The following is a 15198-nucleotide window of genomic DNA, read 5'->3' on the forward strand; positions in this document are numbered from 1 at the left end:
ATCAACCAGCATCCATCACCGGTCGTTGAGCGAGCGAAGCGAGACGAAACGCGGTGACGCAGACGTGACGCGTTTCGTCTCGTCGCTCCGCTCCTCGCTCAACGACCGAATCTGAACCTAAGGACTTCTCATGACTCGCATGCGCGCAGTGGACGCCATCGTCCAGATCCTGATCAAGGAGGGTGCCGACGAGGCCTTCGGCCTCCCCGGCGCCGCCATCAACCCGCTGTACTCCGCGATGCGCGACAACGGCGGCATCCGGCACACCCTGGCCCGTCACGTCGAGGGCGCCTCGCACATGGCCGACGGCTACAGCCGCACCGGCGACGGCCGTATCGGCGTCTGCCTCGGCACGTCCGGCCCCGCCGGCACCGACATGATCACCGGCCTCTACGCCGCGATCGCCGACTCCATCCCGATGCTGTGCATCACCGGCCAGGCGCCGGTCGCGAAGCTCGACAAGGAGGACTTCCAGGCCGTCGACATCGCGTCGATCGCGAAGCCGGTGACGAAGTTCGCCAAGACCGTTCTCGAGGGCGCGCAGGTTCCCGGTGTCTTCCAGACCGCCTTCCAGATCATGCGCTCCGGCCGCCCCGGCCCGGTGCTGATCGACCTGCCCTTCGATGTGCAGATGACCGAGATCGAGTTCGACATCGACACCTACGAGCCGCTCCCGGTGGCCAAGCCGGTCGCGACCCGCGCGCAGGCCGAGAAGGTGCTCGACATGCTGACCTCGTCGAAGCACCCGGTGATCATCGCCGGCGGCGGCATCGTCAACTCCGGAGCATCCGACAAGCTCGTCGAGCTGGCCGAGACCCTCGGCGTGCCCGTCGTCCCCACGCTGATGGGCTGGGGCGCCATCGCCGACGACCACCCGCTGGCCGCAGGCCTCGTCGGCATCCAGACCTCGCAGCGCTACGGCAACGCGAGCTTCCTGGAGAGCGACTTCGTGCTCGGCATCGGCAACCGCTGGGCCAACCGCCACACCGGCGGCCTTGACACGTATCGCAAGGGCCGCACCTTCGTGCACGTCGACATCGAGCCCACCCAGATCGGCCGCGTCTTCGCACCCGACTACGGTGTGGTCTCCGACGCCGGCGCGTTCATCGACGCCCTGCTCGAGGCTGCCCGCGACCGCGTCGCCGAGCTGCCCGACTACAACGGCTGGGCGCAGGAGTGCCGCGACCGCAAGGCGCGCCTGCAGCGCAAGACCAACTTCGACAACGTGCCCATGAAGCCGCACCGCGTCTACCAGGAGATGCTGTCGGCGTTCGATCGCGACACCACCTTCGTGACCACGATCGGCCTGTCGCAGATCGCCGGCGCGCAGCTGCTGCACGTCTACGGACCGCGCAAGTGGATCAACGCCGGACAGGCCGGTCCGCTGGGCTGGACCGGCCCCGCGGCCCTCGGCGTCGTCCGCGGCAAGCCGGGCGAGCAGGTCGTCGCGCTCTCGGGCGACTACGACTTCCAGTTCATGATCGAGGAGCTCGCCGTGGGCGCGCAGCACAAGCTGCCCTACATCCACGTCGTGGTGAACAACAGCTACCTGGGCCTGATCCGCCAGTCGCAGCGCGGCTTCGAGATGGACTACGAGGTGTCGCTGGCGTTCGACAACGTCAACACCCCGCAGGACTCGTCCTCGATCGCCACCGGCTACGGCGTCGACCACGTCAAGGTCGCCGAGGGCCTGGGCTGCAAGGCACTGCGCGTCGAGCGCCCCGAGGACCTCGCCGCCGGCTTCGCCGAGGCGACGCGCCTGCGCGACGAGTTCCAGGTTCCCGTGGTCGTCGAGGTCATCCTCGAGCGCGTCACGAACATTGCGATGGGTGCCGACCTCGACACCATGAACGAGTTCGAGGACCTCGCCACGACGCCCGCAGACGCCCCTGAGGCGATCTACGCGCTGCTCGACTGAGTTCCGCCGACGCTGATCATGCGCATTCTCATCGCCTCCGACAAGTTCAAGGGCTCCGCGACCGGCGCCGAGGTCGCCGCCAGTCTCGGAGAGGGGATCCTGTCGGTCCGTGCGGATGCGGTGATCGAGTCGGTACCGGTCGCCGACGGGGGCGAGGGCACGGTCGACGCCGCCCTCGCCGCCGGATTCACGGCGGATGCCGCAGAGGTGACGGGCCCGGTGGGGGATCCCGTCACCGCGCGGTTCGCTGTCCGAGGCTCGCAGGCCATCATCGAGATGGCCGCCGCGAGCGGGCTGGACGCCCTTCCGGGCGGCGTGCGCGCCGCCCGGGAGGCCACCAGCCGCGGCACCGGAGATCTGATCCGCGCCGCGCTGGACCGCGGCTGCACACAGGTCGTGCTCGGCATCGGCGGCAGCGCCAACACCGACGGCGGGGCCGGGATGCTGCAGGCGCTCGGCGTCTCTCTGAAGGATGCCTCGGGGGAGGAGCTTCCCGGTGGGGGAGCGGCGCTCGCGTCGCTCGCGACCGTCGATGTGTCCGGCCTCGACCCGCGTCTTGCCGGCACCGAGTTCGTGCTGGCCAGCGACGTGGACAATCCGCTGCTCGGCGAGCGCGGCGCAGCAGCCGTGTTCGGACCGCAGAAGGGGGCATCCGCCGCGGATGTCGCGGAGCTGGATGCCGCGCTCGCGCACTTCGCCGCGCTGCTGGAACAGCGGCCGGGCGTGCGCCCGTCGATCGCCGCTGCGGGGGCCGGTGCCGCCGGCGGCGTGGGCTACGCAGCCCTCGCGGTGCTCGGTGCGCGCCGCGAGCCCGGCGTCGAGGTCGTGCAGCGCCTGACCGGGCTGGCCGACCGCGTGGTCGGCGCCGACCTCGTCATCACCGGCGAGGGCAGCCTCGACGACCAGAGCCTCGGCGGCAAGACGCCGCTCGGCGTCGCCGCCGTCGCCCGCGCAGCGGGTGTGCCCGTCATCGCCGTGTGCGGCCGCTCGACGCTGGATGCCGCAGCCGTGGCATCCGCCGGATTCCAGCGTGTGTACGCGCTGTCCGAGGTCGAGCCCGACGTCGAGAAGAGCATCGCGAACGCCAAGACCCTCCTGGTGGACGTCGGGCGCACCGTCGCCCGTGACATCCTCTGACCCCAGACTCGGCGGGGCGAGGACAACGGCGTCGTCCTCCCGTCGTGCCCCCACGGTCCAGATCGCGATACGCCTACTCGCGGGACCAATCGCCGGACTTGCCGCCGGACTTGGCGAGCACCTGGATGTCGGTGATCACGGCGCGGTTGTCGACCGCCTTGATCATGTCGTAGAGGGTGAGCGCGGCGACGCTCGCAGCCGTCAGCGCCTCCATCTCCACACCGGTCACGCCGTGCGTGACGGCGGTGGCGACGATGCGCACACGGTCGTCGCCCGGCTCCAGATCGACAGCGAGCTTCGTCAGCGGCAGCGGGTGGCACAGCGGGATGAGATTCGAGGTCTGCTTCGCGCCCATGATGCCGGCCAGCCGGGCGGTGCCGAGGGCCTCGCCCTTGGGCAGTGTGCCGTCGGCGATCGCCGCGACGACCTCGGGCGTGGTGATGAGCACGGCCTGCGCCTTCGCCTCGCGGCGGGTGACGGCCTTCTCGGTCACGTCGACCATGTGCGCCGAGCCGTCGGCACGCAGGTGGGTGAGCTTGGGCTGCGTCTCAGTCATCGATCCTCCAGATTTCGACCTCGGCGCCGGCGGGCAGGGAGTCCACTCCGACCGGAAGCTGCACGAGCGCGTTCGCGGTGGCGTACGCGTGCAGCAGGTGGGAACTCGGGGCGCCGACCTCGACGCTACCGTCCGCGCGCACGGTGCCGCGTCGCACCTGGTGCCGCGCGGACGGTGACGTGACCGCGTGGGCGAGCACACCGCGCTCCGTGCGACGCCGCGCAGGCAGCCCGGCGAAGCCGCGCAGCAGCGGACGCAGGAACAGCTCGAAGGAGATCAGAGCAGACACCGGATTGCCCGGGAACGCCAGCACCGGCATCCGCCGCCCGCTCGGCAGCAGCGCGGTGCCGAGGCCCTGCGGACCGCCCGGCTGCATCGCGACGGGCCCGAACTCGACGCCGAGCGGCTCCAGCGCGTCGCGCACGACCTCGAAGGCGCCGGCGCTGACGCCGCCGGTCGTCACGACCAGGTCGACATCCGGATGCTGCTCGACGGCGTCCACGACCGCGTCGGCGTCGTCCGGCGCAGAGGCGGTCACGGCGATCGCACCGGCGGCCGTGACGGCGGCGGCCATCATCGTCGAGTTGGAGTCGTAGATCGCGCCGCTGTCGGCGACCGGGTCGAGCCGGGCGCCGGGAGAGCGCAGCTCATGCCCGGTGGAGAGGACGAGCACCCGGGGTACCGGTCGGACCGGCGCCCCGATGATGCCGGCGGCCGCGAGCGAGCCGAGCTGTGCCGGTCCCAGCCGGGTGCCGGCGGGCAGCAGCAGCGCACCCTCCCGGATGTCGGTGCCGACGGCCCGGACGAAGGTGCCCGGCGCCACCGGTGCGGAGAATCTGACGGTGGTGCCGGTGGGTGCGTCGTGGGCGTCGCCGCCGATGCCCACGAAGTGCGCTGGATCGCACTGCTCGATCGGCACCACGGCATCCGCGCCGTCCGGCACGGCCGCACCGGTCATCACCGGGGAGGCCGTTCCTGGCGCCAGCGTTCCGACCGGATCTCCCGCGGCGCTGGTCGGGCCGACCGGCAGGCGCACGGGGGCTCCGGTGGATGCCGCGGCGAGGTCGGCCGCCCGTACGGCGTAGCCGTCCATCTGCGAGTTCGCGAAGCGGGGGAGTGAGATCGGAGAGGTCACGTCCACCGCGAGCACGCGGCCGACGGCATCCGAGAGTGGCACCGTCTCGCTGAGCAGCTCCAGTTGCGTCGCGAGCGGCGCGAGCAGCTCCGCCGCAGCGGCGGCGTGCTCGATGTGCGTGCGCATCGTCATCCGCCCGCGAACGGCGGCAGCACGTCGACGTTCGCCGAGATCGGCGAGGTCGGGTCGCGGCGCACGATGCCGTCGACCAGGAACGACCCGGAGCGCAGCACCTTCTCCATCGCAGCGCCGTAGCGTGCCTGCAGGGTGTCGCGCAGCAGACCGACGGTCGCGCCGGCGTCGAGATCGAGCTGCTCCTGCTCGCAGCCCGCGGCATCCGCCGCCGCCGCGAAGTACCGCACTGTCACCATCGCCATACCTCCATCGTACCCGCGATGCGGAATCCAGCCTCCGCGAAGTGGAAGTGAATATCCGCCAGGTGGACAGCGAACGCGTAGACTCGGGACCATGTCTCCGCTCGTCGAGCCGGGTCCGCCGCTGGACTCCGACCGGGTCTCCCGGTACAGCCGTCAGCTCATGCTGCCCGGGTTCGGCGAGGTCGCGCAGCGGCGGCTGCGGAACGCCCGGGTGCTGGTGATCGGAGCCGGCGGCCTCGGCAGCGCCGTCGTCCCGTCGCTGGCCGCGGCGGGCATCGGCACGATCGGCATCGTCGACGACGACGACGTCGAGCTCTCCAACCTGCACCGTCAGCTCAGCCACGGGGTCGCCGACATCGGCAGGCCGAAGGTCGACTCGCTCGCAGAGTCCGTCGCCGCCATCGACCCGGAATGCCGGGTGAACCGGCATCCGGTGCGCGTGACCAGCGCGAACCTGCCCGAGATCCTCGCCGGCTACGACCTGCTGATCGATGGCAGTGACAACTTCCCGACCAGGTACCTCGCGAACGACGCCGCCGTGCTGGCCGGCATCCCGCTGGTCTGGGGCGCGATCCTGCGCTTCCACGGCCAGGTCGGCATCTCGTGGCACGGCCACGGCCCCACCTGGCGCGACCTGTTCCCCGCGCCGCCGCCCGCCGACGAGGCTCTCTCCTGCGAGCTCGGCGGCGTGCTGCCGACGCTCTGCCCGGCGATCGGCTCGTTCCTCGCCACCGAGGCGATCAAGCTCATCACCGGCATTGGAGAGCCGCTGATCGGCCGCGTGCTCGTGTACGACGCGCTCACCGCGCGCACGCGCGAGATCCGCTACGGCGTCTCCGATGAGACTCCCGAGGTCACCGAGCTGATCGACTACGACCTGTTCTGCGGAGTCGGCGCCGACGACGACCTCGTCCCGGTCGCCGCCGCCGATCTGCTGCGGCGGATGCGCGCCGGCGAGCGGCTGCGCCTGCTCGACGTGCGCGAGCAGCACGAGGCCGACGCGCGCCGCATCGACGGCAGCACACTGCTGCCGATCGGCGACCTGCGCGGCGGCACGCTGCCGGATGCCGGTGACGAGACGCTCGTCGTCTACTGCGAGAAGGATCCGCGGTCGCGCAGCGCCGCCCGCATCCTCATCGAGAGCGGCTTCGACGACGTCGTCTATCTCGCCGGCGGCATCCAGGCCTTCGCCGGCGTGGGCGGCGAGACCGTGACCAGCGTGCAGGAGGCACTGTGACTTTCGACCTGATCTCCGAGACGCCCCTCGACGAGGCGGCGATCCGGCGGGCCGTCGAGGCCGACGCGAGCGGTGCTGTGGTGATGTTCTGCGGGGTCGTGCGCGACCACGACGGCGGCAAGCCGGTGCGCTCGCTGGACTATCGTGCGCACCCGGATGCCGCGCGCTTCCTCGAGGCGTGCGTCACGCGGATCCACGAGGAGACGGGCTTCGCGGTGGCCGCGTCGCATCGCGTGGGCGACCTGCGCATCGGCGACGTGGCGCTGTTCGCCGCGGCATCCGCCCCGCACCGCGCCGAGGCTTTCGACGCCTGCGAGCGCCTTGTCGAGATCATCAAGCACGAGGTGCCGATCTGGAAGCGCCAGCACTACGACGACGGCGTCTCGGAGTGGGTCGGGCTCTGAACAGCCAGCACAGCGTCGTGGGAGGATGGCGGCGTGATCGACGCGCTTGCCGAACTCCTGCCCATGGCCTTCGTGCTCGCGCTCAGCCCGCTTCCGATCATGGCGGTGATCCTGGCGCTCATGGCGCCGGCGGGACTGCGCGGCGGAATGATGTTGGCGCTTGGTCGGCTGATCAGCCTGCTCGTCGCGGTTGCGCTGGCGGGTGTCGCGGCCGAGTACCTCGCTGAACTCTCCGGGGGCGGCGCCTGGGGTGCTGTGCTGCAGCTGCTCCTGGGGGCGGGGCTCGTCATCGCGGCCTTCGTGAGCTGGTCTCGTCGCCCGCGCGACGGCTCGGCCCGCTTGCCCGCCTGGCTGGCGTCGATGACGCGGGCCACACCGGCTCGGGCCTTCGGGCTGGGCCTGCTCGTGACGGTGACGAATCCGAAGGATGTCGCGATCGCAATCGGTGCCGGACTGACGATCGGGGCCACCGTCGATGACATCCCGGGCGCGTTCGGTGCGGCGGCCGTGTTCGCGCTGCTCGCGACGCTCACGGCGATTGCGCCTCTCGTCGCCTTCGTGATGCTGGGCGATCGCGCGGGCGATGTGCTCTCCGCGGTCCGCGACTGGTTGACGGCGAACCTGAGGCTCGTGGTGTCCGTGATCCTGTTGCTGATCGGTGTGCTGCTGATCAGCGATGGCCTTGCCTTCTTCGGCGACGACGTCTGAGCCGCGGGGGATCAGCCCCCGATGTAGCTCATCTCGATGCGCTTGCGCTGCTCGCGCAGCTCGGGAGTGAGGCTGGAGCGGATCTCGGAGTAGCGGTCCTCGCGACCGCCCCAGATGGACGCCATAGCGGCGGAGAGCTCCTCATCGGATGCTCCGCCGCGCAGCAGCGCGCGCAGATCGTGCCCCTCCGAGGCGAACAGGCAGGTGAACAGCCTGCCCTCGGTGGAGATGCGCGCGCGGTTGCAGGTGCCGCAGAAGGCGTTGGTCACACTGGAGATCAGACCGATCTCGCCGGAGCCGTCGGCGTACCGCCAGCGCTTCGCGGTCTCGCCGTGCACGGCTTCGCCGAGCGGCTCGAGCCGGAACACCTCATTGATGCGCGCCACGACCTCGGACGACGGGACGACCTCGTCGAGCGACCAGCCGTTGGTGTTGCCGACATCCATGTACTCGATGAACCGCAGCGTGTACGGGGTGCCCTTGAACCGCCGCGCCATGTCGATGATCTCGCCGTCGTTGAGTCCTCGCTTGACGACCATGTTCAGCCTGATCGGTCCGAGGCCGGCCCCATGCGCGGCGTCGATGCCGTCCAACACACGGCTGACGGGGAAGCGCACATCGTTCATCTTCTGGAACAGCTCGTCGTCGAGGGAGTCCACCGAGACGGTCACGCGGGTGAGCCCCGCGGCCTTCAGCGCGTCGGCCTTCACCGCCAGTGCCGAGCCGTTCGTGGTCAGCGCGATGTCGAGCTTCTCGCCCTCGGGGGTGCGCAGCTCGGCGAGCTGCGCGATGAGCTCCTCGATGCCGCGGCGCAGCAGCGGCTCACCTCCGGTGAGGCGGATCTTGTGCACGCCGTGGGCCGCTGCGACCCGCGCGATCCGCGTGATCTCCTCGAAGGAGAGCAGTTCATTCCGATCAAGGAATGTGTAGTCGCGACCGAATACCTCTTTGGGCATGCAGTACACGCAGCGGAAGTTGCAGCGGTCGGTGACCGAGATCCGCAGATCGCGGAGCGGCCGGCGGAACCTGTCGGTCAGCGCGATGGGCATGCCAGTGGACGGCAGTCGCTGGGCCCTGCTCGGCGTTTCATCGTGCGTGATCGACATCGGTCACCCCCTTACGGATCGCAACGGTAGCACCGGTTCCCGGGTGCCGGATGCCACGGGTGCCGGATCATCTCCGCACCCATCGCACCGGATGCCGCCGAGTGAACCGGTTGTCGACGAGCGAACCGGCTATCGACGTCGACAGGTGGTTCGGTGGTCGGGAAGTGGTTCACTCAGGGGGCGCAAGGGTCAGACCCGGCGCACGGACACTTCGTCGGGATGCACGGAGAAGCGCAGCCGCACCCCCGGGACGATGCCGGCGGCGACGGCCACGGTCGACGGGCAGTCCACGGCAATGCCTGGCTGTTCAGCGGTACGCAGACGCATGCCGCCCGGCATCGGCTCGAGCGTCGAGACGGTGCCCTCCCACGCGTTCGAACCGACGGATGCTGCAGACGCCGGGGCATCCGCCCGCTGCATCCGAACAGAGCCCGGTGCGAACGCGATCGTCGCGACCGCTCCCGCCGGCACGGCGTCGCCGACGCCTCGCCAGAGCATGTCGTCGCCACGGACCGAGCCGTCCGCGGCACCGGTTCCCGATACGAGGTTCACTCCGGCCAGCGCCGCGACGAACGCCGATCTCGGATGCCCGAGCACCTCGGAGGTCGGCCCCTGCTGCACGATCCGGCCGTCGTGCACGATCGCGGTCCGTGCCGCGAGCACGACGGCATCGAGCGGATCGTGCGTGACGAGCACGAGCGGGATGCCGGCGCTGTCGCGCTGCTCGGCGACCAGACGGCGAGCCTGCGCGGCGGTCTCCACGTCCAGCGCGGCGAACGGCTCGTCCAGCAGCAGCGCTGCGGGCCGCGCCGCCAGCGCCCTCGCCAGCGCGACGCGCTGCTGCTGCCCGCCGGACAGCAGCGCGGGGCGATGCCCGGCCAAGTCGCCGAGCCCGACCCGATCGAGCCAGCTTCCCGCATCCGCCCGCGCCTCCGCGCGCGGCTCCCCCTGCGCGCGCCGGCCGAACGCGACGTTCTCGAGCGCGGACAGATGTGGGAAGAGCAGGGGTCGCTGGCCGAGCAGGCCGACGCGGCGCTGCGCGGGCGGCACGCGCACAGCGCGGTCGCCGATGGTCGCGTCGAGCGTCCGTCCGTCGAGGGCGATGTGCCCCTGGTCGATCGGCAGGTGCCCGGCGAGACCGGCGAGCAGCGTGGACTTGCCGGAGCCGTTGGGCCCGAGCACGGCGAGCACCTCGCCGGGGGCGGCATCCAGTGCCATGTCCACCTGGAACCCGCCGATGTGCGCGCGGAAGTCAGCCGAGAGCGTCATCGCACGGCATCCGCTCGCCAGCCGCGCATCAGCACGAGCACTGCGATCGCCACCAGGATCAGCATCAGCGAGAGGGCGATCGCGGTGTCCTCGCCGACGCCGGCGCCGTTGAACGCGGTGTAGATCGCGAGCGGCATCGTGCGCGTGACCCCCGCGGCGTTGCCGGCGAACAGCGCCGTCGCGCCGAACTCGCCGAGCGCCCGCGCGAAGCAGAGCACGGTCCCCGCGATGAGGCCGGGGGCGACCAGCGGCAGCGTCACCCGGCGGAACACCGTGAACGGCCGGGCGCCGAGGGTCGCCGCGACCAGTTCGTGCGCGGTGCCGCCGGTGCGCAGCGAGCCCTCCACCGAGATCACCAGGAACGGCATCGCGACGAACGTCTGCGCGATCACCACGGCCGCGGTCGTGAACGGAACGCGGATGCCGACCTCGGCGAGCAGGTCGCCGAGCACGCTCTGCCGCCCGAGTAGGGCCAGCAGCGCGATGCCGCCGACCAGCGGCGGAAGCACCAGCGGCAGCGTGGTCAGGGTGCGCAGCACCGCGGCCAGCCAGCCCGGCGCGCGGGCGATGAGCATCGCCAGCGGTACGCCGAGCAGCAGGCAGAGCGCGGTCGCGATCGCCGCCGTGCCGAGTGACAGGCCGAGCGCCTGCAGCGCGGCATCCGAGGTGATCGCGGCCGGTACTCCGGCCCAGTCCAGTCGCGCCAGCAGGGCGACGAACGGCAGCACCAGCAGCGCCGTGCCCAGCGCCGCCGGAGCGATCAGCCAGGCCGGCAAGCGGGTGCCGGACGCCTGACTCACGGCGCCTGGAACCCGAACTCCGCAAGCACCGCGCGGCCCTTGTCGCCGGTGACGAACGCCACGAACGCGGCGGCCGCATCGGCGTTCGGCGCGTCCTTCAGGGCGACGATCGGATACACGTTCGTCGCGGCATCCGCGCCTTCGATGTCGACGCCGGTGACGGCGTCGCCCGCGGCCTTGACGTCGGTCACGTACACGAGGCCGGCATCCGCCTCGCCGCTCTTGACCTTGGTGAGCACGGCGGTGACGTTCTGCTCCTCGCTGGCCGGCGTGAGCGTCACGCCGGCGTTCTTCAGCAGCGTCTGGGAGGCCGTGCCGCAGGGCACCTCGGGTGCGCACAGCACGACCGTGAGGTCCTTCGCCGTCAGCGACGCCAGATCGGTGATCCCCTTCGGGTTGCCCGGCGCTGTCACGATCTGCATGACGTTCGCGGCGAAGTCCACCGGGTCAGCCGCGAGCCCGGCATCCGTGACCTTCGCCATGTTCTTCTCGTCGGCCGAGGCGAACACATCGGCGGGCGCGCCGCCGATCAGCTGGGTGGCGAGCACGGACGATCCGTCGTAGTTGATCGGCTTGACCGTCACGCCTGGATGCGCGGCGGTGAACTCCTTCGCGAGCTCGTCGAAGGCGCCCGACAGGGATGCCGCGGCGTAGACCGTCAGGTCGCCGGAGAGCGAGTCCTCCGTCTGTGTGGCCGTGGGCTCGGCGGCGGGCGAGCCGGAGCATCCTGCCAGCAGCAGGACGGCGGTCACGGCGGCGGCGAGGATGCCGGTGCGGCGGATGTTCACGGGTGGGTCTCCTTGGCGGTGGCTTCGATGATGACGGTGGTGGCCTTGACGATCGCGACTCCGCGATCTCCGACCTCCAGACGCAAGTCGCGCGCGGCCTCGGCCGACATCAGCGACACGACGCGGAACGGCCCGCACTGCAGCTCGACCTGGGCCATCAGGCCCTCGATCTCGACCCGGGTGACGAGCCCGACGAACCGGTTGCGCGCGCTGAGCCGCCGGTCGCCCGCCTCGTCGGCCGCGTTGGCCAGCCACTGCGCGTGCGCGGCCAGCTCGTCACCGGGCACGACCTGCCGCCCTGCCTCGTCGTGCGACACGGTGAGCAGCCCGTCGCGCACCCAGCGCCGTACGGTGTCGTCGCTCACGCCGAGCAGGGTCGCCGCCTCAGCGATCCGATAATGCGTCATGAGAGCGACTGTAGCTCCGCAGATGCGGAAGCGCAAAAGGAAATACCGCGATGCGGTAATGGACTTTCAAAATCGCTGGACGGAATGCGAATCAATTGTTATGCTCTTCACGCCACCGCGCTCACGAAAAGCGCCCGGCGAAGAAGCACAACCTAGCGGTTCGACGTATATCTCGTGGAACGACCCGATCCGGGTCCGACCCGATAAGCCGTATCACTGCGACGACAGCAAGGGAGCTTTCCGTGCACAGCACCGCTATATCCGATTCCGCCACGCAGCAGACGCCCGCGGAGTACCTCGCCCAGGCGGTCCGCATAGCCGTCGACAACGTCCGCAACGAGGGCGGCCCGTTCGGGGCCATCGTCGTCACGGCAGACGGGCGGGTCTTCGAGGGCGTGAACCGCGTCACCGCCAACCTCGATCCGTCCGCGCACGCCGAGGTCACCGCGATACGGAACGCCTGCCAGGGACTCGGCACCTTCGACCTCTCCGGCGCCACGCTCTACACGAGCTGCGAGCCCTGCCCGATGTGCCTCGCGACGTCGCTGTGGGCTCGCCTGGACCGGGTGTACTTCGCGGCCAGCCGGGACGACGCCGCCGACGGCGGCTTCGACGACGCCGTGTTCTACCGCTACTTCGAGGGCGATGCGTCCGATCGCGAGATCCTGCCCGTCGCTCAGGAGTCGTTGCCGCCGGCAGAGCGCGTGGCGCCCTTCACCGAGTGGAACCTCACCACCACCCGCGTCGAGTACTGACGCGCGACCCCACCACCGCGTCGAGTACTGACGCGTAACCGAAACGTACTGACAACCCGGAGCCGATGATGTCTTCAGAACGCCCTGTTTCCGCACGCCCATCCGCCCCCGACACGTCGTCGAATGCCGTCCCCGGCAACGACGCGACGGGGCTCTTCACCCGCAGCGAGGAAGAGCTGCCGCCCCTGTCCACCGGTGCGACCGCCACGGTCGACGCCGAGCCGAAGGGTGCCATCGACCGCTTCTTCGAGATCACCCGCCGCGGGTCCACGCTCGCCCGTGAGATCCGTGGCGGCATCGTCACCTTCGTGACGATGGCGTACATCGTCATCCTCAACCCGCTGATCCTCGGCGGCGTCGACGACGTCGCCGGGAACGCGCTCGACGCGGCGCAGATCGGGGCGGCCACCGGCCTCACCGCCGGTGTGATGACGATCCTGTTCGGCGTGATCGCGCGGCTGCCGTTTGCACTCGCCGCCGGCCTCGGCATCAACTCGTTCCTGGCCGTGTCCGTCGTCGGGCAGGTGACCTGGCAGGAGGCCATGGGCCTGGTCGTGATCAACGGCATCCTGATCGTGATCTTCGGTGCCACCGGCATCCGGACCGCGATCTTCAAGGCCGTGCCGCAGCCGCTGAAGGCGGCGATCACGGTCGGCATCGGCCTGTTCATCGCCTTCATCGGCTTCGTCGACTCCGGGTTCGTGACGCGCACCCCGGGTGGGCCGCCGGTGCAGCTGGGCACCGACGGATCGATCACGTCCGTCCCGACGCTCATCTTCCTGTTCGGTCTGGTGCTCATCGGCATCCTGGTCGCGCGCAAGGTGCCCGGCGGCATCCTGATCGGCATCGTGGTGAGCACGATCGTCGCCCTGATCGCGCAGGCCGTGCTGCACCTCGGCCCCTCGGTGAAGGACCCGAACGGCTGGCACATGACGATCCCCGAGCTGCCCAGCTCGTGGGTGACGATCCCCGACTTCGGGCTGATCGGCCAGTTCGACCTGTTCGGCGCCTTCGGTCGTGTGGGCGCACTGTCGGCCACGATGCTCGTGTTCACCCTGGTGTTCTCGAACTTCTTCGACGCGATGGGCACGATGACCGGCCTGGCCAAGAACGCCGGCCTGGCGTACAAGGACGGCACGTTCCCGCGTCTGCGCTCCGCGTTCGTCGTCGAGGGCTTCGGTGCCGTCGCCGGCGGCATGACCTCGACGTCGTCGAACACGGTCTACGTCGACAGCGCCTCCGGCATCGGTGAGGGAGCGCGCTCCGGCGTCGCGTCGCTCGTCGTGGGCGTGCTGTTCCTGCTGTCGATGTTCCTCACGCCGCTGACGCTGGTGGTGCCGATCGAGGTCGGCTCGGCGGCACTGGTCGTGGTCGGCGCGATGATGATGGCGCAGATCCGCGAGATCAAGTTCGACAAGTTCGCGGTGGCGCTGCCGGCGTTCCTCACGATCGTCACGATGCCGCTCACGTACTCGATCGCCAACGGCATCGGCATCGGCTTCATCTCGTGGGCGCTGGTCAACGCGCTGTCCGGCCGTGCCCGCAAGGTGCACTGGCTGATGTGGGTGGTCGCGGCGGGCTTCGCGCTCTACTTCGTCCGCGGTCCCATCGAGGCGATGCTGGGAGGCTGATCCCGGATATCGAAAAGAAGACCCGGTCCCGAAAGGGCCGGGTCTTCTTCTGCGTGCGCTTTTCTTGCGAAAAGTGAAACGCGAATATCCCGCAGCGGAATTCGCTGCGGGGAATGCCGAAAAGAATTCAGGCGGATGCCGCGGGCGCGGCCTCCTCGATCAATTGCAGAATTCGCGCCGCGACGCTCACGGCGATGACGGCGGGCTGCTTTCCGGAGACCTCGGGAATGCCGATCGGCGTGGTGACCCGTTCCAGGTCCGCGGGGGAGTGCCCGGCCTCGCCGAGTTTCTTGCGGAACCTGGCCCACTTCGAGGTCGAGCCGATCAGGCCGATCGAGGCCGGAGCATCCGATCGCAGGGCCTGATCGACGATCGCGAGATCCTCGACGTGGTCGTGCGTCATGACCAGCACGTGCGCGCCGGCCGGGATCTCGGCCAGCGCCGCCTCCGGGACGGGGGAGTGGTGCACCTGCACCCGGGCGACGGCGCCGGCGCGCACGGGGTCGAGTCGCGCGGCATCCAGCATCTCGGCGCGGGAGTCGACCAGATGCAGGTCGAGCTCGTGCCGGGACAGGATGCGGGCGAGTTCGACGCCGACGTGCCCGAGGCCGAAGACGGCCACCGTCGGCACGACGCGGACGGGTTCCAGCATGATGGTGACCTCTCCTCCGCAGCACTGCACGCCGTACTCGGTCGTCGCTCTGTCGCTCAGCGTCAGCGTGAGCAGCTCGGGCTCGGCGGTGCCCGCGGCCAGCATGGCTCGGGCACGGTCGACGGCGGTCGCCTCGAGGTTCCCGCCGCCGATCGTGCCGAACATCCGGTCCGGCGAGACGACCATCTTCGCGCCGCCGTTGCGGGGCGCGTGCCCGCGCACCATGGCGAGCGTGACGATCACCGCAGGGGTGCGCGCGTCACGCAGGTCGCGCAGCGCGTCCAGCCAGTCCATGATCGTGTTTCCCGTCCAGGTCGC

The 15198-nt window shown here is 70.4% G+C and carries 16 protein-coding genes; 7 read left to right on the forward strand and 9 right to left on the reverse strand.

The annotated features are described in order from the left end of the window. The first annotated feature begins 130 nt into the window (after window positions 1-130). Together gcl and ACFVAE_RS12325 are read left to right on the forward strand one after the other, a co-directional pair. A complete protein-coding gene (gcl, locus tag ACFVAE_RS12320) occupies window positions 131-1918 on the forward strand; it encodes a glyoxylate carboligase (RefSeq protein ID WP_378892356.1) in 1788 nt (595 codons plus the stop codon). An 18-nt stretch (window positions 1919-1936) separates the two neighbouring features. Then, a complete protein-coding gene (locus ACFVAE_RS12325) occupies window positions 1937-3055 on the forward strand; it encodes a glycerate kinase (protein ID WP_378892358.1) in 1119 nt (372 codons plus the stop codon). Window positions 3056-3128: 73 nt separating this feature from the next. Here the strand turns inward: ACFVAE_RS12325 and moaC are convergent, their stop codons facing one another. From moaC to ACFVAE_RS12340, 3 genes are read right to left on the reverse strand one after another with little or no spacing between them, the layout of a single operon-like run. Further along, complete coding sequence (gene moaC / locus ACFVAE_RS12330; RefSeq protein WP_378892361.1) at window positions 3129-3611, reverse strand: cyclic pyranopterin monophosphate synthase MoaC; 483 nt, start codon at window positions 3609-3611, stop codon at window positions 3129-3131. Next, window positions 3604-4872, reverse strand: coding sequence for a gephyrin-like molybdotransferase Glp (gene glp, locus ACFVAE_RS12335; RefSeq protein ID WP_378892363.1), 1269 nt, complete (start codon window positions 4870-4872; stop codon window positions 3604-3606). The genes moaC and glp overlap by 8 nt, the downstream gene beginning before the upstream one ends. Window positions 4873-4874: 2 nt before the next feature. Continuing rightward, window positions 4875-5123 (reverse strand): MoaD/ThiS family protein, encoded by a 249-nt coding sequence (locus ACFVAE_RS12340; protein WP_378892366.1) that lies wholly within the window; start codon window positions 5121-5123, stop codon window positions 4875-4877. Between the two features lie 91 nt (window positions 5124-5214). On the opposite strand from ACFVAE_RS12340, the gene ACFVAE_RS12345 reads away from it, so the two are divergent. From ACFVAE_RS12345 to ACFVAE_RS12355, 3 genes are read left to right on the forward strand one after another with little or no spacing between them, the layout of a single operon-like run. Continuing rightward, the gene (locus ACFVAE_RS12345) at window positions 5215-6360 is read left to right on the forward strand and encodes a ThiF family adenylyltransferase (protein WP_378892368.1); all 1146 of its coding nucleotides are present in this window, start codon (window positions 5215-5217) and stop codon (window positions 6358-6360) included. Beyond that, window positions 6357-6764, forward strand: coding sequence for a molybdenum cofactor biosynthesis protein MoaE (locus ACFVAE_RS12350; protein ID WP_378892370.1), 408 nt, complete (start codon window positions 6357-6359; stop codon window positions 6762-6764). The genes ACFVAE_RS12345 and ACFVAE_RS12350 overlap by 4 nt, the downstream gene beginning before the upstream one ends. Before the next feature lie 33 nt (window positions 6765-6797). Then, window positions 6798-7472, forward strand: coding sequence for a GAP family protein (locus tag ACFVAE_RS12355; protein ID WP_378892372.1), 675 nt, complete (start codon window positions 6798-6800; stop codon window positions 7470-7472). Window positions 7473-7483: 11 nt separating this feature from the next. Here ACFVAE_RS12355 and moaA read toward each other — a convergent pair whose 3' ends face one another. From moaA to ACFVAE_RS12380, 5 genes are all read right to left on the reverse strand, one after another. Next, the gene (gene moaA / locus ACFVAE_RS12360; RefSeq protein WP_378893567.1) at window positions 7484-8521 is read right to left on the reverse strand and encodes a GTP 3',8-cyclase MoaA; all 1038 of its coding nucleotides are present in this window, start codon (window positions 8519-8521) and stop codon (window positions 7484-7486) included. Window positions 8522-8767: 246 nt separating this feature from the next. After that, window positions 8768-9847 (reverse strand): sulfate/molybdate ABC transporter ATP-binding protein, encoded by a 1080-nt coding sequence (locus ACFVAE_RS12365; RefSeq protein WP_378892374.1) that lies wholly within the window; start codon window positions 9845-9847, stop codon window positions 8768-8770. After that, window positions 9844-10647: an ABC transporter permease gene (locus ACFVAE_RS12370; RefSeq protein ID WP_378858528.1), complete on the reverse strand. Its 804-nt coding sequence runs from the start codon at window positions 10645-10647 to the stop codon at window positions 9844-9846. Before ACFVAE_RS12370 ends, ACFVAE_RS12365 begins: the two co-directional genes overlap by 4 nt. Beyond that, complete coding sequence (gene modA / locus ACFVAE_RS12375; RefSeq protein ID WP_378892377.1) at window positions 10644-11435, reverse strand: molybdate ABC transporter substrate-binding protein; 792 nt, start codon at window positions 11433-11435, stop codon at window positions 10644-10646. Before modA ends, ACFVAE_RS12370 begins: the two co-directional genes overlap by 4 nt. Continuing rightward, window positions 11432-11842: a molybdopterin-binding protein gene (locus tag ACFVAE_RS12380; RefSeq protein ID WP_378892379.1), complete on the reverse strand. Its 411-nt coding sequence runs from the start codon at window positions 11840-11842 to the stop codon at window positions 11432-11434. Before ACFVAE_RS12380 ends, modA begins: the two co-directional genes overlap by 4 nt. A gap of 242 nt (window positions 11843-12084) precedes the next feature. Between ACFVAE_RS12380 and ACFVAE_RS12385 the strand changes: the two genes are divergently transcribed. After that, window positions 12085-12597, forward strand: a complete 513-nt coding sequence (locus ACFVAE_RS12385; protein WP_378892382.1) for a nucleoside deaminase — start codon at window positions 12085-12087, stop codon at window positions 12595-12597. Between the two features lie 68 nt (window positions 12598-12665). Then, window positions 12666-14228, forward strand: a complete 1563-nt coding sequence (locus ACFVAE_RS12390; RefSeq protein ID WP_378892385.1) for an NCS2 family permease — start codon at window positions 12666-12668, stop codon at window positions 14226-14228. A gap of 127 nt (window positions 14229-14355) precedes the next feature. On the opposite strand, the gene xdhC is transcribed toward ACFVAE_RS12390, so the two are convergent. Beyond that, a complete protein-coding gene (gene xdhC / locus ACFVAE_RS12395) occupies window positions 14356-15174 on the reverse strand; it encodes a xanthine dehydrogenase accessory protein XdhC (RefSeq protein ID WP_378892388.1) in 819 nt (272 codons plus the stop codon). Between the last annotated feature and the right edge of the window lie 24 nt (window positions 15175-15198).

The organism is Microbacterium sp. NPDC057659, assembly GCF_042799915.1.
Classification (GTDB): domain Bacteria; phylum Actinomycetota; class Actinomycetes; order Actinomycetales; family Microbacteriaceae; genus Microbacterium.

Excerpts from the sequence above, each read along its gene's own strand:
- xdhC (WP_378892388.1), bottom strand. The coding sequence starts at position 15,174 with ATGGACTGGCTGGACGCGCTGCGCGACCTGCGTGACGCGCGCACCCCT.
- ACFVAE_RS12380 (WP_378892379.1), bottom strand. The coding sequence starts at position 11,842 with ATGACGCATTATCGGATCGCTGAGGCGGCGACCCTGCTCGGCGTGAGC.
- ACFVAE_RS12390 (WP_378892385.1), top strand. The coding sequence starts at position 12,666 with ATGTCTTCAGAACGCCCTGTTTCCGCACGCCCATCCGCCCCCGACACG.
- ACFVAE_RS12365 (WP_378892374.1), bottom strand. The coding sequence starts at position 9,847 with ATGACGCTCTCGGCTGACTTCCGCGCGCACATCGGCGGGTTCCAGGTG.
- gcl (WP_378892356.1), top strand. The coding sequence starts at position 131 with ATGACTCGCATGCGCGCAGTGGACGCCATCGTCCAGATCCTGATCAAG.
- ACFVAE_RS12325 (WP_378892358.1), top strand. The coding sequence starts at position 1,937 with ATGCGCATTCTCATCGCCTCCGACAAGTTCAAGGGCTCCGCGACCGGC.
- ACFVAE_RS12340 (WP_378892366.1), bottom strand. The coding sequence starts at position 5,123 with ATGGCGATGGTGACAGTGCGGTACTTCGCGGCGGCGGCGGATGCCGCG.
- moaA (WP_378893567.1), bottom strand. The coding sequence starts at position 8,521 with ATGCCCATCGCGCTGACCGACAGGTTCCGCCGGCCGCTCCGCGATCTG.
- ACFVAE_RS12345 (WP_378892368.1), top strand. The coding sequence starts at position 5,215 with ATGTCTCCGCTCGTCGAGCCGGGTCCGCCGCTGGACTCCGACCGGGTC.
- moaC (WP_378892361.1), bottom strand. The coding sequence starts at position 3,611 with ATGACTGAGACGCAGCCCAAGCTCACCCACCTGCGTGCCGACGGCTCG.
- glp (WP_378892363.1), bottom strand. The coding sequence starts at position 4,872 with ATGCGCACGCACATCGAGCACGCCGCCGCTGCGGCGGAGCTGCTCGCG.